Consider the following 20,381-nt stretch of genomic DNA (forward strand, 5'->3'; position numbering starts at 1 on the left):
CTTTAGATTACCAGCGCGTCTTAAGCAGGTTCGGCTGAATCCCGTTGATTGCATGGGTATTGCTGAACTGCTGTTTAATGCCAGCTTCGAATTCTTCGCGGAAATATTTAATCGCGCTCTGTAGCGGCTCAACCGCACCCGGCGCGTGCGCGCAGAAGGTTTTACCCGGACCGAGGAATCGACACAGTTGCTCAAGCGTCTCGATATCCCCCGGCTGGCCTTCGCCGCGCTCGAGAGCGCGCAGAATTTTCACGCTCCACGGCAGACCGTCACGGCAAGGCGTACACCAGCCGCAGGACTCACGGGCAAAGAACTCTTCCAGGTTGCGTACCAGCGGCACCATGCCGATCTCATGGTCAACCGCCATCGCCAGCGCGGTGCCCAGACGGCTTCCCGCTTTACCAATGCTTTCGAACTCCATCGGTAGGTCGAGATGCGCTTCGGTCAGGAAGTCGGTGCCCGCGCCGCCCGGCTGCCAGGCTTTGAACTTCAGGCCATCGCGCATGCCGCCCGCGTACTCTTCGAGGATCTCGCGCGCGGTGGTGCCGAACGGCAGCTCCCAGACGCCCGGGTTCTTCACGCGGCCGGAGAAACCCATCAGCTTGGTGCCGGCGTCTTTACTGGTCGAAATGTTCTGATACCACTCGACGCCGTTGGCCAGAATCGCCGGAACGTTGCATAGGGTTTCAACGTTGTTTACGCAGGTCGGTTTGCCCCAGACGCCGGAGCTAGCCGGGAACGGCGGCTTCGAACGTGGGTTGGCGCGGCGGCCTTCGAGGGAGTTAATCAGCGCGGTTTCTTCGCCGCAGATATAGCGCCCTGCCCCGGTGTGCACAAACAGTTCGAAGTCAAAACCGGTGCCAAGGATATTTTTACCCAACAGGCCCGCTTCGGTCGCTTCGGCAATGGCCCGGCGCAGATGCTGCGCCGCTTCGATATATTCGCCGCGCAGGAAGATATAGCCGCGCCAGGCTTTCAGCGCGAACGCGGAGATCAGCATGCCTTCCACCAGCAGGTGCGGCAGCTGTTCCATCAGCAGGCGGTCTTTATAGGTGCCCGGCTCCATTTCATCGGCGTTACACAGCAGGTAACGGATGTTCATGGACTCGTCTTTCGGCATCAGGCTCCACTTCAGACCGGTGGAAAAGCCCGCGCCGCCGCGCCCCTTCAGGCCGGCGTCTTTTACCGCAGTGACGATTTCATCCGGCGCCATGCCGGAGAGCGCTTTACGCGCCCCGGCGTAGCCGTTTTTACTCTGGTATTCATCCAGCCATACCGGCTGTTTGTCGTCGCGCAGACGCCAGGTTAACGGATGGGTTTCGGCAGTACGAATAATGGTTTTCATTTATACCGCTCCAGGAGGTCAGGAATCGCTTCCGGCGTCAGATAACTGTGAGTGTCCTCATCAATCATCATGGTCGGCCCCTTGTCGCAGTTGCCCAGGCAGCAGGTCGGCAGCAGAGTGAAGCGGCCATCAAAGGTGGTTTGACCCGGTTTGATATCCAGCTTCTTCTCAATCGCCGACTGAATGCCCTGGAACCCGGTGATGTGGCACACCACGCTGTCGCAGTAGCGAATCACGTGACGACCCACCGGCTGGCGGAAAATCTGGCTGTAGAAGGTCGCAACGCCTTCTACGTCGCTGGCCGGGATCCCCAGCACATCGGCGATAGCGTAGATTGCGCCGTCCGGCACCCAGCCGCGCTGCTTCTGAACGATCTTCAGCGCTTCAATGGACGCCGCACGCGGGTCTTCGTAGTGGTGCTTCTCGTGCTCAATCGCCTCACGCTCTGCCGCACTCAGCTCAAAAGCCTCGGTTTGTGGTTGTTGATTCTCGTGCATAATTAGCGGTCCACGTCTGACATAACAAAATCGATACTACCCAGATAGACAATCAGGTCGGAGACCAGACTGCCGCGAATAGCGGCCGGGATCTGCTGCAGGTGCGCGAAGCTTGGCGTGCGCACGCGGGTACGGTAGCTCATGGTGCTGCCGTCGCTGGTCAGGTAGTAACTGTTAATACCCTTGGTCGCTTCAATCATCTGGAAGGATTCTTGCGCCGGCATGACCGGGCCCCAGGAAACCTGCAGGAAGTGCGTAATCAGGGTTTCGATATGCTGCAGCGTGCGCTCTTTTGGCGGTGGCGTCGTCAGCGGATGATCCGCCTTGAACGGGCCTTCCGGCATGTTATCGAGGCACTGCTGAAGAATGCGCAGGCTCTGGCGCAGCTCTTCCACTTTCAGCATCACGCGGGTGTAGCAGTCGGAGACGCCACCGCCGGTCGGGATCTCAAAGTCGAAGTTTTCATAGCCAGAATAGGGACGCCATTTACGTACGTCGAAGCCGATGCCGGTCGCGCGCAGGCCCGCGCCGGTGGTGCCCCACTCCAGCGCCTCTTTCGCGTTGTAGGCGGCAACCCCTTTCGAACGACCGATGAGGATGGTGTTGCGCAGCGCGGCTTTCTCATAGGAATCCAGACGCTTCGGCATCCACTCGAGGAATTCGCGCAGCAGGCGATCCCAGCCGCGGGGCAGGTCGTGCGCGACGCCGCCGATACGGAACCAGGCCGGGTGCATACGGAAACCGGTAATCGCTTCCACCAGATCGTAGATCTTTTGACGGTCGGTAAAGGCAAAGAACACCGGCGTCATCGCCCCGACGTCCTGAATAAAGGTAGAGATGTACAGCAGATGGCTGTTGATACGGAACAGCTCGGAGAGCATCACGCGGATCACGTTGACGCGATCCGGCACGGTTATCCCCGCCAGTTTCTCAACCGCCAGCACGTAAGGCATTTCGTTAACGCAGCCGCCGAGATATTCAATACGGTCGGTATACGGAATGTAGCTGTGCCAGGACTGGCGCTCGCCCATTTTCTCGGCGCCGCGGTGGTGGTAGCCGATATCTGGCACGCAGTCGACGATCTCTTCGCCATCAAGCTGTAGAATAATACGGAACGCACCGTGAGCGGAGGGGTGGTTCGGGCCGAGGTTAAGGAACATGAAGTCCTCGTTTTCGGTCCCGCGCTTCATGCCCCACTCTTCCGGTTTAAAGGTCAGCGCTTCCATTTCCAGATCCTGTTTGGCTTTGGTCAGCTCAAACGGGTCAAATTCGGTGGCGCGCGCCGGGTAGTCTTTACGCAGCGGGTGACCTTCCCAGGTCGGCGGCATCATGATGCGGCGCAGATTCGGGTGACCATCGAAGGTCACGCCAAACATCTCCCAGGTTTCACGCTCATACCAGTTGGCGTTAGGGAACAGTTTGGTGAAGGTCGGCAGATGCAGATCGTTTTCAGACAAGGCAACCTTGAGCATGATGTCGCGGTTGCGGTCTATTGAAATCAGATGATAGAAAACGGAAAAATCCGCGGCGGGTAAACCGTCGCGGTGCGTGCGCAGACGTTCGTCCATGCCGTGCAGGTCAAACAGCATCACGTAAGGCTTCGGCAATTTCTTCAGGAAATCACCCACCTCAAGCAGCTGTTCACGCTTCACCCAAACCACCGGAACGCCGGTGCGGGTTGGCTGAACGGTAAAGGCATCCGGCCCAAAACGGTTGCGCAGTTCGCCGATCACCGGGTCATCAAGGTGATCGCGGGTTTGCCAGGCTGGTGCGGCGTCATGCGCGGTTAAATCGGTCATATTGTTCACCATTGCAAAAGGTCCGTGGTGACTGCCGGCGAGGCTTCGCGCTGTAGTAGATTGATTTGCGAAGTTTTTATCCCGCCCGCAGGCGCAAGTTAAATCTCGTCCGGAGTCCGCAGATTGGTCACTGCAATACGTTCGCCGCGTTTACGCTCGCGTTCCGACTGCATATTGGCGCGGTACACGCCCTGATCGCCAACCACCCACGAGAGCGGACGGCGTTCTTTACCAATGGATTCCTGCAGCAGCATCAGCGCCTGCATATAAGCTTCCGGACGCGGCGGGCAGCCCGGGATGTAAACATCGACCGGAATAAACTTATCCACGCCCTGGACGACAGAGTAAATATCGTACATTCCGCCGGAGTTGGCGCATGCGCCCATCGAGATAACCCACTTCGGCTCCAGCATCTGGTCATAAAGACGCTGAATGACCGGCGCCATTTTAGTAAAGCAGGTGCCGGCGACCACCATCAGGTCAGCCTGACGCGGGGAGGCACGTAATACTTCTGCACCAAAGCGCGCAACGTCATGCACCGCGGTGAATGACGTCACCATTTCCACGTAGCAGCAAGAAAGGCCGAAGTTGTAAGGCCAGATTGAGTTCTTACGGCCCCAGTTCACCATGTCATGCAAGGCGTGTTCGAGTTTCCCCATATACACGCTTTTATTGACTTCTTGCTCCAGGGGGTCGGTTACGATCTCCTGTTTTTGCAGGGGGTAACGGTCGTTCTCACCGTTAGGATCGATGCGGGTGAGCGTATAATCCATCTTATTGCCTCGCTTTTACTGCGTATGACGGTTAGTGGGACTGTCTGTTTCCGGGTTAACCAGCGTGCGACGGGAGCGCGCAGGCGTCCAGTCCAGTGCGCCGATACGAACGAGGTAAACCAGACCAGCCAGTAGCACTAAAATGAAAATTGCGGCTTCCACAAAGCCGACCCAGCCGCTTTCACGGATAGAAGTCGACCATGCGTAGAGATACAGGGCTTCCACGTCGAAGATAACGAAGAACATGGCAACCAGATAAAACTTCGCAGAAAGACGTAAGCGAGCCGAACCGACGGAGTCGATCCCGGATTCAAACGGCGTGTTCTTGCTTCGCGCGCGCGCGCGTCCGCCAAGGTACCAGCCGCCGACGAGCATCAGGCAGCACAGGCCGATAGCGATGATGAGAAATATAGCGAATGCCCAATGATGAGCGATGACTTCAGTGGATGTTGACATACGCATTGCTTAACCAAAAAAGTGTAGCGCTAAAACCCTCTGCTCTTACTGGCAGATGAACGCCACAGCGTTTCACGGGGAGGAATAAAAAAATAGCCGTGCAAAAAAGCGTCCCTGGGTGATGTGGAAGGCCAGTTGCGGTGGCTTTTTACTCCTTTCATTAACCTTTTGTCAACTTTAACAAAAGTTTTCACAACATTAATTTACATTGGATTTTTTTCATTAACATTAAATGCCCTTTCATGCGGAATAACCTTGCATACTGTTCGGCTTTAGTGTTGTTGAATCGTGTCCGTTTCCGCCGTAAATCAAAATGGCCCGCCTATTTTGACAGGATTCAGACACGATTCCTCCCCCTAAGGAGGGGTATTTTCTTGATCTGCGACACGCTTTTGTTAATTCAACCAAGAAAACAGCAACAAACCAGATGGTTTTTTAACATTAGCAGGAAGTATTGAAAGTGCAGAGAAAAGTCGAGAAATGAGAGGAGGAGCGGATCTAACCTACTGATTTAGCTCAAAATAAATCAACAAAAGTTTCTATTAATCAATAAAATTTGAAAAAAACGAACCGCAGCGGCAATTTCACACGTCTGGGGTTCGTTTTTACACTTACATTTTGTTACCAGTTTTTGTGATGTTTGTTAGCTTTTCCCGCTCAGGAAATAAGGGAATTATCTCCCCCTTCAGGAGTATAAACGCGTTGCGTGGACCACGGCTGGTACTCTGCGCTCAGCGACTGAAAAATGGCCTGCGTCAGCTCGCTTGCCTTCTGCGGATTGCAGTTCAGCATGTAGCGGGTATCCGGCAGCACGGGTAAACCGTCACTCCGGCCCGGTACGCGAAATTCGGGGCTCATCATCTCTACCGGCTGCACGGTCACGCCAAGCCCGGCTTTCACCGCCGCCTTCACCCCCGCCATTGAGCTTGCCGCATGGGAAAGATGCCACGCAACGCCGGCGGCGTTGAGTACCTCAACGATCTCTTCCCGAAACGGATCCGGGGCATCCAGCAAAACAAGCGGGACAGACTCGCCCTGAGGGAGGACATAATCCGCTGCGCAGTACCACAGCGTTGGCGACGTGCGCAGCGTCAGCATGTCGGAACCCTTGGTTTGTCGGGTCGTCAGCGCAAGATCGATTGCCCCGCTCTTCAGCATATCGACGATATCAAGGTGTTTGAGGACTTTGATTTCCAGCGTCAGCCTGGGATAAAAACTACCAATCCGGTTTAACAGGCACGGTAAAATGGTATCCGCCGTCTCATCAGAGGCTCCCACGGTCAGCGTTCCCTGCAGGCTGCCAAACATGAGCGACATACAGGCTTCATCATTAAAGCGCAGAATTTTCCGCGCATAGCCCAGCAGCTGAATGCCCTGCTCGGTCAGAAGCTTATTGCGCCCGTGGCGAGCAAAAAGTTCTTTGCCAACCAGCTGCTCCAGCCGCTGCATCTGCTGGCTCACCGCTGACTGGGTCCGGCGCACCGCGACGGCGGCAGCGGCAAAGGTACTGAGATCGGCGACGGCAACAAAGGTTCTCAAGAGATCGAGGTCTAAATTTAGTATCGAACGATTTTCATTTATCATATTTGCTTCACATTCAGGCGGCTAATGCTTACCTGCCTTGTTGATACTGTGCTCCAGGCTTCCGGCTAATCCTTAAGCTTCGCGTTACCCGCCAGAGACGGACGGATGAACAACTGGACGAACGTTATTGCATTAGAAAGCACTCATCCGCAGCAAATGCGCGGAATTTCAGAGTAATATTTTGCTCGTACGCCTAAGCGCTTTTAATTACGACGCATTTGTTTTTGTGATGTGACGCAAAAAATAGCCGTCAATGACCATTGTCTGCATCCTCACCGGCGACAAACCTTGCCATCGGGCTCAGGCAGAACAAAAACCTGCAATAACAATGTATTAATAAAGAAATAAGCTACCTGGCATAGCCATATGTCGGTATTAACGGCGATATTCTAACCGAAAACCACAATATTTATAAGCGTTAATCAGTATTATCTCAGGCCACTTTAAATGCTGGTTGGCGCTTTAATTAAATTAACAGATCTAAGAATATTCCTTGCATAAAATAAAACTCATTTAGCTATTAAATACTTTCATTAAAAATATCTAGCAAAGTTGTTACAACCTTCAGCGTATTGTGAATTAAACGTTCACCAGACGATGATTCGTTTTACGCGTAAAAAACAAGCGCCGGTCCTCTTTAAATCAACAAACCAGATAAACGTTCACCAAAACACCACCAGGCACAATATAAGACCATCAATAAAATTATTAAAGGTGTAATGTATAAACAAAAGCGCAGTTCACCAGATAAATTGATTACACCAAAAAGCGATGAATAGCAAAATCTTCTCCTGTTAACCCTTCAAAACAGCGGGGAGGCGGAGTACATTATTCCGTGCTGACTTCCACGGCAGGGAGTGGCGATAACAGCTAAAAGGTCAAGGTTCATGTCCCCCATCGAAAAATCCAGCAAGTTAGATAACGTCTGTTACGACATCCGCGGCCCGGTTCTGAAAGAGGCGAAACGCCTTGAAGAAGAAGGCAATAAAGTCCTGAAGCTGAACATCGGCAACCCAGCGCCGTTTGGCTTTGACGCGCCTGACGAGATCCTCGTTGACGTTATCCGCAACCTTCCTACCTCGCAGGGCTACAGCGATTCAAAGGGCCTCTATTCCGCCCGTAAGGCCATCATGCAGCATTACCAGGCCCGCGGTATGCGTGATGTGACGGTCGAAGATATCTATATTGGTAACGGCGTTTCGGAGCTTATCGTCCAGGCCATGCAGGCGCTGCTGAACAGCGGCGATGAAATGCTGGTCCCGGCGCCTGATTATCCGCTGTGGACCGCCGCGGTCGCGCTTTCCAGCGGTAAAGCGGTGCATTATCTTTGCGATGAGTCGTCCGACTGGTTCCCGGACCTCGACGATATCCGCGCGAAAATCACCCCGCGTACCCGCGGCATCGTGATTATCAACCCGAATAACCCAACCGGCGCGGTGTACTCAAAAGAGCTGCTGATGGAGATCGTCGAGATCGCCCGCCAGCATAACCTGATTATTTTCGCCGATGAGATCTACGATAAGATCCTCTACGATGAAGCGCAGCACCACTCAATTGCGCCGCTGGCCCCGGATCTGCTCACCGTTACCTTTAACGGTCTGTCAAAAACCTACCGCGTTGCCGGCTTCCGCCAGGGTTGGATGGTACTGAACGGGCCGAAGAAACACGCAAAAGGCTATATCGAAGGCCTGGAGATGCTGGCCTCTATGCGCCTGTGCGCCAACGTCCCGGCCCAGCATGCGATCCAAACCGCTCTCGGCGGCTATCAGAGCATCAGCGAATTTATTGTTCCCGGCGGACGCTTGTATGAACAGCGTAATCGCGCCTGGGAGCTGATTAACGACATTCCGGGCGTCTCGTGCACTAAGCCGAAAGGCGCGCTGTATATGTTCCCGAAAATCGACGCTAAACGCTTTAATATTCACGATGACCAGAAGATGGTGCTCGATTTTCTGCTGCAGGAGAAAGTCCTGCTGGTTCAGGGTACCGCCTTTAACTGGCCGTGGCCGGACCACGTGCGTATTGTGACCCTTCCGCGCGAAGACGATCTTGAAATGGCAATTACCCGTTTCGGGCGTTTCCTTTCCGGCTACCACCAGCTCTGATTTTATCTGTCCAGCCGCCGGGATTTGCATCCGGCGGCAATCCCTGCGCACAATGGCACCCGACGTCGTAACTGATTAAGGGTTCCTATGAGTCAGAGTCATTTCTTTGCCCACCTCTCCCGCCTGAAACTGATCAACCGCTGGCCGCTGATGCGTAATGTGCGCACCGAAAACGTCTCCGAACACAGCTTACAGGTCGCGATGGTGGCCCATGCGCTGGCGGCGATCAAAAATCGTAAATTCGGCGGGCGGGTTAACGCCGAACGCATCGCGCTGCTGGCGATGTATCACGATGCCTCGGAAGTCCTGACCGGCGACCTGCCGACGCCGGTAAAATATTTCAATTCTCAGATCGCGCAAGAGTACAAAGCCATCGAAAAAATCGCCCAGCAGAAGCTGGTCGATATGGTTCCTGATGAACTGCGCGACATTTTTGAACCGCTGATCGATGAACATCACTACAGCGAAGAGGAAAAATCCCTTGTCAAGCAGGCGGATGCGCTTTGCGCCTACCTGAAGTGTCTGGAAGAGCTATCGGCGGGGAACAATGAATTTCTGCTGGCCAAAGGCCGCCTTGAAAAAACGCTGGAATCGCGCCGCAGCGCAGAGATGGACTACTTTATGCAGGTGTTCGTCCCGAGCTTCCATCTTTCCCTCGATGAAATCAGCCAGGATTCGCCTTTATAACCCCACACTTCCCCGGCCAGCGTCAGCCTGACCGGGGAAGGATGCCGCTGAATCAGAACGGAAACAGCACCGGGATCAGCAGGACGCACACTACCATCACCAGGAGGGTGAACGGCACGCCGATTTTGACAAAATCGCTGAATGAATATTTCCCCGGCCCCAGCACCAGGGTGTTCACCGGCGACGATACCGGGGTCATAAACGCCGCCGAGGCCGCCATGGCGACCACCATCGCAAAGGGATAAGGCGAAACCCCCATCGACTTTGCCGCGGCCAGCGCAATGGGCGCCATCAGCACCGCGGTGGCGGTATTGGAAATAAACAGGCCGATAGCCGCGCACATCACGAACAGGCAGCCAAGCATCAGATAAGGCCCTTTACTCCCCGCCACATCCATGAGGCCCTGAACCACCAGATCCACGCCGCCGGTTTTCTGCAGCGCCAGAGCAAAAGGCATCATTCCGACAATCAAGATAATGCTCGGCCAGTGGATAGCTTTATAGGCGCTCTCGGCGTTAATACAGCGGAATTTACCCATCAGCAGGCAGGCAATGATGGCCGCTATAGGGTTAGGAATTTCGTCAGTCAGCATCAGCGCGACCATCAGCACCAGACAGAAAATCGCGTGCGGCGCCTGGCTGTGCGCCGGCGAGGCGTCGTTGACCTCGATGGGCATATTCAGCACCACAAAGTCACGGCCCCGCTTAGCCAGCAGCGCTATCTGCCGCCAGTTGCCCACCACCAGCATGATATCGCCAAGCTGCAAGGCTTCATCGGTCACCGCGCCGTCAAGGGCTTTGCCATCGCGTTTCAGCCCCACGATGTTCAAATCAAAACGGGTACGAAAGGCGATTTCGCGCACCGACTTGCCAATCAGTTCTGAATCCGGGATCAGAGAGACTTCCGCCATCCCCACGTCCAGCGCCTGATCGGAAAAATATTCGCCGCGCAGCACCATCGGTTCGAGCATCTGCTCGCCGCAGAACTGGCGTAAATCCACGTCTGAGGCCGACATATCGATCAGCAAGACGTCGCGGGCGCGGAATTCCGATACGCCGTTAACGTTAACGATAACCCGTCGAAAGCGCCGCCAGCGCTCAACGCCGATAACGTTCGCCCCGTAGCGCTCGCGTAGCTTCAGGTCGTCCAGGCGCTGGCCAATCATCGGCGAGCCGGGGCGTATGGCCAGGCGGCGCGCGCGCCCCGTGAGATGATAATCTTTAATGAGATCGCGGAAGGTGCTTCTTTTTCGGCCATCTCGCGCTTGCTCGCCCTCTTCTCCTTTGAGCATAAAACGCATCACCAGCATATAGAAAACGCCCAGAACCAGCACCACCAGACCTATCGGCGTAACGCTAAAAAAGCTGAATCCTTGCAGCCCTTCGCGTAAAAGTTCGCTGTTAACGACCAGGTTAGGTGGTGTGGCCACCAGGGTCATCATCCCGCTGATAAGTCCGGCAAAACTGAGCGGCATCATCAACCGCGAAGGGGAGGTGTTCATGCGCATCGACACGCTGAGCACCACGGGGATAAAAATGGCCACCACGCCGGTCGAGCTCATAAACGCCCCTAATCCGGCAACGGTTAACATCAAATAGACCAGCATTTTGGTTTCGCTGTTGCCGGCAACCTTCACCAGCCAGGAGCCCATTTTGGTGGCGACCCCGGTGCGCACCAGCCCATCGCCAATAATAAAAAGCGCGGCAATAAGAATAACGTTAGGATCGCTAAAGCCGGAGAAGGCCTCGCTGAGCGTTAAAGTGTCGCTGAGGACGAAAGCGACAATCACCAGCAATGCGATAGCGTCCATGCGCACTTTTCCGGTGGCAAAGAGCACGACGGCTACGGCAAGAAGGGATAACACCCAAATCAATTCACCGTTCACAACTTATCCTTGTCAGAAGATGGAGTTGGAAGTCTGGCATAAAAAAGCCCCGCCGGCGCGGGGCTAAATCATGAGATTAATCTTTAAGGATAATATTCACGTTGCCGTCAGGCAGGCGTTCAACCTGCAGGCTCTCCAGCGTCGTTAATACTAAATCCGCTTCATCAAGACGCGGCGCATCGGCGGGCACATTGACCGCGATGGTGCGACAGCCGGCATTCAGCCCGGCGAGCAGACCGGCAGGCGCATCCTCCACGACGGCGCAATCCCCCGGCGCCAGCCCCAACAGTTCAGCTCCCAGCAGGTAGGCGTCTGGTGCGGGTTTCCCGTGCTTTACGCGCTCGGCGGTAACAAAAACCTTCGCCTCAGGCAGTCCCGCGGCACGATGACGAGCGTGGGCGACGGGTATCGAACCCGACGTCACGATCGCCCACGGAATCCCCGCGCGATCGAGCGTCCTGAGCAACGCCACCGCGCCCGGCAGCGCCGTTACGCCATCCGTATCCGTTGCTTCTACCGTTTCCAGCAGGGTGAACTCTGCCTGAATCTCCTCTTCGCTGCGGCCGGGGAGAAAATGACGCAACGAGGTTATCGCCTGTTTGCCATGAATGAAGTTCAGCACTTCATCATGAGGGATACTGAACCGATCCGCCCATTTGCACCACGAACGCTCCACAACCGGCAACGAATCGACCAATGTCCCGTCAAGATCAAACAGGAAACCTTTACACTGCACGGGAACCTCCATCAGGCGTTGATAATTTGGTTAATTTCGTTACTGCTTAAATGGTACTGACGCGGGCAGGAGTGCCAGGTGCTCAGCATGCGCTGGTATTTTTCCCACATCGGGGTCTGGGAGTTAAAACCGTGAGTGCCGGCGTCAAAGTGGCTGTAGCGCCCTTCAACGTTAACCATAAAGCGAACATAGCCGAGATAGCGGGCTTCGGTCGCCACGTCGAAGCCGAGGAAGGTGACCCGACGCTCGTCAATTCCGCTGGCATCCTTCAGGTTCGTCCAGGAGACATGCAGCGCATGATACATCTCCATGATATCAATGATGGTACGACACGTTTCCTCGGTAAGCTGGCCAAACTCGCGGTCCAGCTCGCGCATCTGCAGCCCGTATCCACGCTCAATGATGGTCTGCAGGCGGCGGTAGCGTTCAGCGTTGTCCGGATCGAGCATCGTCATCATTTTGTATTGATTCGACAGAATCAGACGCTGCGCATTGGTCATTTCCATTTTTGACTCCTGTGGCACTTTTACGACGTGAAAAAAGAAGGCGCATAATTCATGCGCCTTCTTTTATATGCGTTTTCCCGATGCAATTACAAATCATCAAGGAAAGTTTTATCCAGTTGTTTGAAGGCGCGCTTAAGCGTGTCAGCTAAAGCCTGATAATCCGGCTTGCCGTCAACCGGCGTCAGCGCTTGTCCCGCCTCCTGCAGTTTACCCCGTACTTCATAAAACCAGTTCAGTATCGACGGCGGCAGCGGCGTTACCGAACGCTTACCCAGCCACCATAAGCCTTGCATCGGCAGACTCAGCGCGAACAGCGCGGTAGCCACGGCAGGGCCCAGCTGGCCGCCGAGGGCGATTTGCCAGCACAGCGTGAAAATCGCCACCGGCGGCATGATGCGAATCGCATAGCGCGTGGCGCGAATAATACGGTTTTCAATAAACACCGGGGCAAGGCGCTTATCCAGAGGCCAGGTCTTTGCATAGTGCTGCCCGTGGCGAAACAAGCCAAAAAAACTCACAGGGCGATTCTCGGGACCGGACATGGCTTACCTCAACTTTACATATAAAACTTAAAAAATATGTGCAAAACACCAACTGTGCATGACAACGTTCAAAAGATTTTGGCAATGGCGGCCTCAATCAGGTATTCTGTGCGCACCTGAGGGGCGGTTAGACCCTTTTACCAGGTTAGTCAAATTATCGCATATTCTGCCACCGGCTGAAAATTATGCAAAATGACATAAAATCAAATGTACTTCTCTCATCGTGCCCGAAAACAGTACAAGGCATGATGTTAATCATAAATGTCGATGTCATCCTGCGCTACGCTTTGTGACACACTGACGTTTTTTTAGCCACGTATCATAAAAGGTACTTCCATGTCGAGTAAGTTAGTACTGGTTCTGAACTGCGGTAGCTCCTCTCTGAAATTCGCTATCCTTGATGCCGTCAACGGCGACGAATACCTGTCCGGTTTAGCAGAATGTTTCCATCTTCCTGAAGCCCGTATCAAATGGAAAATGGACGGCAGCAAGCAAGAAGCCGAATTAGGCGCTGGCGCTGCTCACAGTGAAGCGCTGAACTTTATCGTTAACACTATTCTGGCACAAAAACCAGAACTGTCTGCTCAGCTGACCGCAATCGGCCACCGCATCGTTCACGGTGGTGAAAAATACACCAGCTCCGTCGTTATCGATGACTCCGTGATTCAGGGAATCAAAGACTCCGCCTCTTTCGCTCCGCTGCACAACCCGGCGCACCTGATCGGTATCGCTGAGGCGCTGAAATCTTTCCCTAATCTGAAAGACAAGAACGTTGCCGTGTTCGACACCGCGTTCCATCAGACCATGCCGGAAGAATCTTACCTCTATGCCCTGCCGTACAGCCTGTACAAAGAACACGGCGTACGTCGCTACGGCGCGCACGGCACCAGCCACTTCTATGTGACTCAGGAAGCCGCGAAAGTTCTGAACAAACCGGTTGAAGAGCTGAACATCATCACCTGCCATCTGGGCAACGGTGGTTCCGTTTCCGCTATCCGCAACGGTAAGTGCGTTGACACTTCCATGGGTCTGACTCCGCTGGAAGGTCTGGTTATGGGTACGCGTTCTGGCGATATCGACCCGGCAATCATTTTCCATCTGCACGATGCGCTGGGCATGAGCGTAGACGCCATCAACAAAATGCTGACCAAAGAGTCCGGTCTGCTCGGTTTGACCGAAGTGACCAGCGACTGCCGCTACGTTGAAGACAACTACCAGGAAAAAGCTGACGCTAAACGTGCCATGGACGTTTACTGCCACCGCCTGGCGAAATATATCGGCTCCTACACCGCGCTGATGGACGGTCGTCTGGACGCCGTCGTATTCACCGGTGGTATCGGTGAGAACGCCGCGATGGTTCGCGAACTGTCTCTGGGCAAACTGGGCGTACTGGGCTTTGAAGTTGATCACGAGCGCAACCTGGCTGCCCGTTTCGGCAAGTCTGGCTTCATCAACAAAGAAGGCACTCGCCCGGCTATCGTCATTCCGACCAACGAAGAGCTGGTCATCGCGCAAGACGCCAACCGTCTGACCGCCTGATTCCACACCGCCAGCCATAACCCTAAATAATTCGAGTTGCAGGAAGGCGGCGACGCAGAGAATCCCCAGGAGCGTACGAGTAGTACGTAACTGGGGTGAGCGGGTAAAGCCAACGCACATGCAACTTGAAGTATGACGGGAAGCTGGTGGTGCAGTTTTGTATCCCGCCTGATACTGGCGGTAACGAAAGAGGATATATCGTGTCCCGTACAATCATGCTGATCCCTACCGGAACCAGCGTAGGCCTGACCAGCGTCAGCCTCGGTGTTATCCGTGCTATGGAACGTAAAGGCGTTCGTCTGAGCGTCTTTAAACCTATCGCTCAACCGCGTGCCGGTGGCGATGCGCCAGACCAGACTACCACTATTATTCGCGCGAACTCCGACCTTCCGGCCGCAGAACCGCTGAAGATGAGCCACGTTGAGTCGCTGCTCTCCAGCAACCAGAAAGACGTGCTGATGGAAGAGATCATCGCCAACTACCACGCCAACGCTCAGGATGCGGAAGTGGTGCTGGTTGAAGGTCTGGTCCCGACCCGCAAACATCAGTTTGCCCAGTCTCTGAACTACGAAATCGCGAAAACGCTGAACGCTGAAATCGTTTTTGTGATGTCCCAGGGTACCGATACTCCTGAACAGCTGAAAGAGCGCATTGAGCTGACTCGCAGCAGCTTCGGCGGCGCGAAAAACACCAGCGTCACCGGCGTGATCGTCAACAAGCTGAATGCGCCGGTTGACGAACAGGGCCGTACTCGCCCTGACCTGTCGGAAATCTTCGACGACTCTTCCAAAGCAAAAGTCGTGAAGATCGATCCGGCTCAGCTGCAGAGCGGTAGCCCATTACCGGTTCTGGGCGCGGTGCCGTGGAGCTTCGATCTGATCGCCACCCGCGCGATTGATATGGCGCATCACCTGAACGCCACCATCATCAACGAAGGCGACATCAATACCCGTCGCGTGAAGTCCGTCACCTTCTGTGCGCGTAGCATTCCGCACATGCTGGAACACTTCCGCGCAGGCTCCCTGCTGGTCACTTCCGCAGACCGTCCTGACGTTCTGGTCGCCGCCTGCCTGGCCGCGATGAACGGCGTGGAAATCGGCGCTATCCTGCTGACCGGCGGCTACGAAATGGACGCCCGCATCAGCAAACTGTGCGAACGCGCGTTTGCAACCGGCCTGCCGGTATTCATGGTTAACACCAACACCTGGCAGACCTCTCTGAGCCTGCAGAGCTTCAACCTGGAAGTTCCGGTTGACGATCACGAGCGCATCGAGAAAGTTCAGGAATACGTGGCTAACTATATCAACGCCGACTGGATTGAATCGCTGACCGCAACTTCCGAGCGCAGCCGTCGCCTCTCTCCGCCAGCCTTCCGCTATCAGCTTACCGAGCTGGCGCGTAAAGCAGGCAAGCGCGTCGTGCTGCCGGAAGGCAACGAGCCGCGTACCGTTAAAGCCGCGGCTATCTGCGCCGAGCGCGGTATCGCCACCTGCGTACTGCTGGGTAACCCGGATGAAATCACCCGCGTGGCCGCCTCTCAGGGCGTAGAGCTGGGCGCCGGTATTGAAATCGTTGACCCGGAAGTGGTTCGCGAAAGCTACGTTGCTCGCCTGGTCGAGCTGCGTAAGAGCAAGGGGATGACCGAAGCGGTTGCCCGCGAGCAGCTGGAAGACAACGTGGTTCTCGGCACCCTGATGCTCGAGCAGGACGAAGTCGACGGCCTGGTATCCGGCGCGGTTCACACCACCGCCAACACCATCCGTCCGCCGCTGCAGCTGATCAAAACTGCGCCGGGCAGCTCTCTGGTCTCCTCCGTATTCTTCATGCTGCTGCCGGAACAGGTTTACGTTTACGGCGACTGCGCGATCAACCCGGATCCGACCGCTGAACAGCTGGCTGAAATCGCCATCCAGTCCGCAGACTCCGCGATTGCCTTCGGCATCGAACCGCGCGTGGCCATGCTCTCCTACTCCACCGGCACCTCCGGCGCCGGCAGCGATGTAGAGAAAGTACGCGAAGCGACCCGTCTGGCGCAGGAAAAACGTCCTGACCTGATGATCGACGGCCCGCTGCAGTACGATGCAGCGGTCATGGCTGACGTAGCGAAATCCAAAGCGCCGAACTCCCCGGTTGCCGGCCGCGCTACCGTGTTTATCTTCCCGGACCTGAACACCGGTAACACCACTTACAAAGCCGTACAGCGTTCTGCCGACCTGATCTCCATCGGGCCGATGCTGCAGGGGATGCGTAAGCCGGTGAACGACCTGTCCCGTGGCGCGCTGGTTGACGATATCGTCTATACCATCGCCCTGACCGCGATTCAGTCGTCCCAGCAGCAAGCATAATCTGCCCGCTGCATGAAAAAAGGCGACCGGATGGTCGCCTTTTTATTTACAGCAGCTCTCGCGCCGCCGAGACAATATCATGCGCCGTCAGGCCATACTCCTTCTGCAAGAACTCCTGCGTTCCCACCTGGCCATAGCGCTCCTTCACCCCCACGCGACGCATCGGAACCGGGCAGGTCTCCACCAGCACTTCCGCCACCGCCGATCCCAGCCCGTTATGAATACTGTGGTTTTCGCAGGTCACAATACGCCCGGTTTTCTCGGCATAATTTTTCACCAGCATGCGGTCGATGGGCTTCAGGGTAAACATATCAATCACCGCCGCGCTGACCCCTTCCTGCTCAAGCTGACGCGCCGCCTCAAGGGCTTCCGCCACCATGATCCCGTTGGCAATCAGGGTGATGTCGTCGCCTTCGCGCAGCACATTCCCTTTGCCGATGGTAAACGTCGAACCCGGCGCATAGACGGTCGGCGCCTGTTTGCGGATCGTGCGTACCCAGTAAAAACCGTCGAGATCGATAAGCTGACGCAGAATATCCTCAAACATCACCGCATCGGTCACTTCCAGCACCACCGAATGGGCCAGACCGCGCACGATCCCCATATCTTCAAACGACATATGGGTTCCGCCGTTATGGCAGGCGGTCACCCCGGCATCCGAAGCGATCACTTTGACGTTATTCCGCTGATAATCGAGCGACATAAACAGCTGGTCGAAGCAGCGGCGGCTGGCGAAAGCGGTAAAGGTATGGACAAACGGCTTGCGTCCGGTCAACGATAGCCCGGCGGCGGTGCCGATCACGTTGGCTTCCATAATGCCGCAGTTGATGACGTGCTGCGGATGCTGCCGCGCGACGCCATCCATCGCCATGGAGCTCATCAGATCCGCTTCCAGCGCGATAATCGGGCTCCTGGCTTCAATTTGCTGCGCGACGAATCCGGCATAGACTTTACGCATCTCTACGGCATCTTTTTGCCCTGCGGGTGCAACCTTAATCATGTTCAGCCTCCAGTTGGCGAATCGTCTCGTTTAGCGTCTCTTTCATCTCCGCCGTCAGGCGTAAATGGTGGTTATTACTGAGATTCTCGAGATACGGCACGCCCTGGCCTTTCACGCTATCGAGAATAACCACGCGCGGGCGCGCATCGACGGGAGGTACGGGTTGAACCGCGGCCAGCAGCCCGGGGATGTCATCGCCTTTGACGGTGACAACATCAAAACCAAAGGCGCGGAATTTATCCTCCAGGTTGAAAGCGCAAATGATTTCATCCAGCCTGCCGTCAAGCTGTAACTTGTTCCAGTCAACAAACACGGTCAGATTATTCAGACGGTGATGGGCAATAAACTGAAAGGCTTCCCAGCACTGGCCTTCATTCAGCTCGCCGTCGCCAACGATACAGAACACGCGATTCGCCCGCCCCGCCAGCTTATGCGACAGCGCCATGCCGCCGGCGATGGAAATCCCCTGCCCCAGCGAGCCCGTAGTGGCGTCCACCCCACGCGTTTTCAGCCGGTCCGGATGGCTTGGCAGCCGCGTACCGTTCTGGTTTAGCGTGCTCAGCTCCTCCATCGGGAAATACCCCTTAATCGCTAACGTACTGTACAGCGCGGGGCCGGCATGACCTTTTGATAACACAAAGTAGTCGCGCTCTGGCCAGTCCGGGTCCGCGGGATCAATTTTCATCACCGCGCCGTACAGTACCGCCAGCGTCTCCACGACCGACATACTGCCGCCGTAGTGGCCGAAACCGAGGTCCGTCAGCGATTTCAGGGTAGCGACGCGAATGTCCCGCGCCAGGTTAGTCACTTCTTGCACATTCATGATTTCGCTCCGCTGTTCTCCTGCGCGCCGCCGCCCACAGGTTTCTTTTTCACAAAAACGTTGTACGCCACCAGCAGCACAAACAACGCCACAACAAGGCCGGTAATCGCAAACGGCGACAGGTAGCGGGCCAGGTTACCCAGCACGATACCCACGGCGCCGAAATCCGCATCCGAGAAAGTGGTGTTGGCAAAGCCAATCGCCCCCAGTACCGGCAGCAGCAGCACCGGCAGGAAGGTGATCAGCAGGCCGTTGGCAAACGCGCCAATCATCGCCCCGCGCCGCCCGCCGGTGGCGTTGCCAAAGACCCCCGCGGTCGCGCCGGTAAAGAAATGCGGCACCACGCCGGGCAGGATCAGCACCCATTTAAACTGCCCGCAGAGGAACAGCCCGACCAGACCGCCGAGGAAACTAAACAGGAAGCCAATCAGCACCGCGTTGGGCGCGTAGGGGTAAACGACCGGGCAGTCCAGCGCCGGACGGGCGTTGGGCACCAGCTTTTCTGAAAATCCGGTAAAGGCCGGCACGATTTCCGCGAGGATCAGACGTACCCCTTGCAGGATGATGAACACCCCGGCGGCGAAGGTAATCGCCATAATGATGGCGTAAACCAGGTAGTTCTGGCCTCCGCTAAAGGTGCTTTCCACGTACTCGCGCCCCGCGCTCACCGCCATAATCAGATAAATAATCATCATGGTCAGCGAAATGGAGATGGAGCTGTCGCGCAGGAAGCTCAGATTTTTCGGCAGGTTCATCTCTTCAGTTGAACGAGATCCTTTACCGCAGACGCTACCGATCCAACCCGACAGCACATAGCCCAGGGTGCCGAAATGGCCGAAAGCGATATCATCCGTGCCGGTAATACGTTTCATATAGCGCTGGGCCAGCGCCGGGAAGAACGCCATCACCAGCCCGAGGATCAGGGAGCCGGTAAAGACCAGCCCGACGCCTTCGAAACCCGCCACGGTAAGAATCACGCCGATCATACAGGCCATATAGAAAGTGTGGTGACCGGTCAGGAAGATATACTTCAGACGCGTAAACCGGGCGACCACAATATTCGCTACCATCCCGAACGCCATAATCAGCGCGGTTGAAGCACCGTATTTTTCCAGGGCAATAGAAACAATCGCCTCGTTATTAGGAATAATGCCCTGAATATTAAAAGCATGTTCAAACATGCCCCCCAGCGGATTCAGCGAACCGACTAATACCGTCGCGCCGCCGCCAAGAACAATAAAACCCAGAATTGTTTTAATGGTTCCCTTGACGACATCGGAGAAAGATTTCTTTTGCGCTACCAGACCAATTAACGCAATTAAACCGACCAGCACCGAGGGTACTTTTAGAATATCAACAACAAAATTCAGCGTTTCAAGGATAAACATATCCACCTCGCTATCAATAATTATTGTCTGGCGAACCACGCGCGCAGCTGCGCTTCGAGTTCGTTAATATCGATGATGTTGGTAATCACCACCAGCTGGCTTTCCGGCACGCTGGCGCTGGCGGCAATGTCTTTTGCCATCACGAATAAATCCGCCGCGCCCGGCGTTGCCGACGACAGATCGGAGTGCTCTACCTCGGCCTCGATATCGAGTTTTTTAAGCACCTTTTTTATATTCATCTCAACCATAAAACTACTGCCCAGGCCAGAGCCGCAAATTGCCATAATTTTCATTGTTATCACCTTTTTTGGGTAGAGTACGTCCACATCACGCAGGCGCGTAATGGGTTATAAGCCGGATAATAAAATTGA

Annotated in this window: 18 protein-coding genes; 4 read left to right on the forward strand and 14 right to left on the reverse strand. The window is 55.3% G+C overall.

Features of this window, described 5'->3' with window-relative positions; translation table 11 throughout:
* Positions 1-7: 7 nt before the first annotated feature.
* The 6 genes from nuoF to FQK12_RS26150 form a co-directional block, all read right to left on the reverse strand.
* Positions 8-1,345: an NADH-quinone oxidoreductase subunit NuoF gene (gene nuoF / locus FQK12_RS26120; protein ID WP_004852841.1), complete on the reverse strand. Its 1,338-nt coding sequence runs from the start codon at positions 1,343-1,345 to the stop codon at positions 8-10.
* Positions 1,342-1,842: an NADH-quinone oxidoreductase subunit NuoE gene (gene nuoE, locus FQK12_RS26125; RefSeq protein WP_004104075.1), complete on the reverse strand. Its 501-nt coding sequence runs from the start codon at positions 1,840-1,842 to the stop codon at positions 1,342-1,344. Before nuoE ends, nuoF begins: the two co-directional genes overlap by 4 nt.
* 2 nt (positions 1,843-1,844) lie before the next feature.
* Positions 1,845-3,653: an NADH-quinone oxidoreductase subunit C/D gene (gene nuoC, locus FQK12_RS26130; protein WP_014230254.1), complete on the reverse strand. Its 1,809-nt coding sequence runs from the start codon at positions 3,651-3,653 to the stop codon at positions 1,845-1,847.
* A gap of 86 nt (positions 3,654-3,739) precedes the next feature.
* A complete protein-coding gene (gene nuoB / locus FQK12_RS26135; protein ID WP_002913178.1) occupies positions 3,740-4,414 on the reverse strand; it encodes an NADH-quinone oxidoreductase subunit NuoB in 675 nt (224 codons plus the stop codon).
* Positions 4,415-4,429: 15 nt separating this feature from the next.
* On the reverse strand, positions 4,430-4,876 hold the full coding sequence (gene nuoA, locus FQK12_RS26140) for an NADH-quinone oxidoreductase subunit NuoA (RefSeq protein WP_004123140.1): 447 nt from the start codon (positions 4,874-4,876) through the stop codon (positions 4,430-4,432).
* Positions 4,877-5,527: 651 nt separating this feature from the next.
* Complete coding sequence (locus FQK12_RS26150) at positions 5,528-6,454, reverse strand: LysR family transcriptional regulator (RefSeq protein ID WP_014230255.1); 927 nt, start codon at positions 6,452-6,454, stop codon at positions 5,528-5,530.
* A gap of 887 nt (positions 6,455-7,341) precedes the next feature.
* On the opposite strand from FQK12_RS26150, the gene alaA reads away from it, so the two are divergent.
* Together alaA and yfbR are read left to right on the forward strand one after the other, a co-directional pair.
* Entirely contained in the window at positions 7,342-8,559 is a 1,218-nt protein-coding gene (gene alaA / locus FQK12_RS26155) for an alanine transaminase AlaA (protein ID WP_004852849.1), read from the forward strand.
* Positions 8,560-8,646: 87 nt separating this feature from the next.
* Positions 8,647-9,246: a 5'-deoxynucleotidase gene (gene yfbR / locus FQK12_RS26160; protein ID WP_004852850.1), complete on the forward strand. Its 600-nt coding sequence runs from the start codon at positions 8,647-8,649 to the stop codon at positions 9,244-9,246.
* A gap of 52 nt (positions 9,247-9,298) precedes the next feature.
* On the opposite strand, the gene FQK12_RS26165 is transcribed toward yfbR, so the two are convergent.
* The 4 genes from FQK12_RS26165 to yfbV form a co-directional block, all read right to left on the reverse strand.
* The gene (locus FQK12_RS26165; protein ID WP_014230256.1) at positions 9,299-11,131 is read right to left on the reverse strand and encodes an SLC13 family permease; all 1,833 of its coding nucleotides are present in this window, start codon (positions 11,129-11,131) and stop codon (positions 9,299-9,301) included.
* Positions 11,132-11,207: 76 nt separating this feature from the next.
* On the reverse strand, positions 11,208-11,867 hold the full coding sequence (locus tag FQK12_RS26170; protein ID WP_009654668.1) for a sugar phosphatase: 660 nt from the start codon (positions 11,865-11,867) through the stop codon (positions 11,208-11,210).
* 11 nt (positions 11,868-11,878) lie between these two features.
* Positions 11,879-12,373: a YfbU family protein gene (locus FQK12_RS26175; RefSeq protein WP_004123152.1), complete on the reverse strand. Its 495-nt coding sequence runs from the start codon at positions 12,371-12,373 to the stop codon at positions 11,879-11,881.
* Positions 12,374-12,459: 86 nt separating this feature from the next.
* Complete coding sequence (gene yfbV, locus FQK12_RS26180; RefSeq protein ID WP_004104090.1) at positions 12,460-12,915, reverse strand: terminus macrodomain insulation protein YfbV; 456 nt, start codon at positions 12,913-12,915, stop codon at positions 12,460-12,462.
* 336 nt (positions 12,916-13,251) lie between these two features.
* Here yfbV and ackA point away from each other — a divergent pair, with 336 nt between their 5' ends.
* Positions 13,252-14,454 carry an acetate kinase gene (ackA, locus tag FQK12_RS26185; protein ID WP_004123156.1) on the forward strand — a complete coding sequence of 401 codons (1,203 nt, stop codon included), beginning with the start codon at positions 13,252-13,254 and terminating at the stop codon, positions 14,452-14,454.
* 200 nt (positions 14,455-14,654) lie between these two features.
* Positions 14,655-16,799 carry a phosphate acetyltransferase gene (gene pta / locus FQK12_RS26190; protein WP_014230257.1) on the forward strand — a complete coding sequence of 715 codons (2,145 nt, stop codon included), beginning with the start codon at positions 14,655-14,657 and terminating at the stop codon, positions 16,797-16,799.
* Between the two features lie 46 nt (positions 16,800-16,845).
* Here the strand turns inward: pta and FQK12_RS26195 are convergent, their stop codons facing one another.
* The 4 genes from FQK12_RS26195 to FQK12_RS26210 are packed head-to-tail and all read right to left on the reverse strand — an operon-like array spanning position 16,846 to position 20,303.
* On the reverse strand, positions 16,846-17,799 hold the full coding sequence (locus tag FQK12_RS26195; protein ID WP_014230258.1) for a transketolase family protein: 954 nt from the start codon (positions 17,797-17,799) through the stop codon (positions 16,846-16,848).
* Complete coding sequence (locus FQK12_RS26200) at positions 17,792-18,622, reverse strand: transketolase (protein ID WP_014230259.1); 831 nt, start codon at positions 18,620-18,622, stop codon at positions 17,792-17,794. The genes FQK12_RS26195 and FQK12_RS26200 overlap by 8 nt, the downstream gene beginning before the upstream one ends.
* Entirely contained in the window at positions 18,619-20,010 is a 1,392-nt protein-coding gene (locus FQK12_RS26205; RefSeq protein ID WP_004852862.1) for a PTS ascorbate transporter subunit IIC, read from the reverse strand. The genes FQK12_RS26200 and FQK12_RS26205 overlap by 4 nt, the downstream gene beginning before the upstream one ends.
* Positions 20,011-20,030: 20 nt before the next feature.
* Positions 20,031-20,303 (reverse strand): PTS sugar transporter subunit IIB, encoded by a 273-nt coding sequence (locus tag FQK12_RS26210; protein WP_004870916.1) that lies wholly within the window; start codon positions 20,301-20,303, stop codon positions 20,031-20,033.
* Positions 20,304-20,381 lie beyond the last annotated feature (78 nt).

It is taken from the genome of Klebsiella sp. ME-303, assembly GCF_007910085.1.
Classification (GTDB): Bacteria; Pseudomonadota; Gammaproteobacteria; order Enterobacterales; family Enterobacteriaceae; genus Klebsiella; species Klebsiella michiganensis.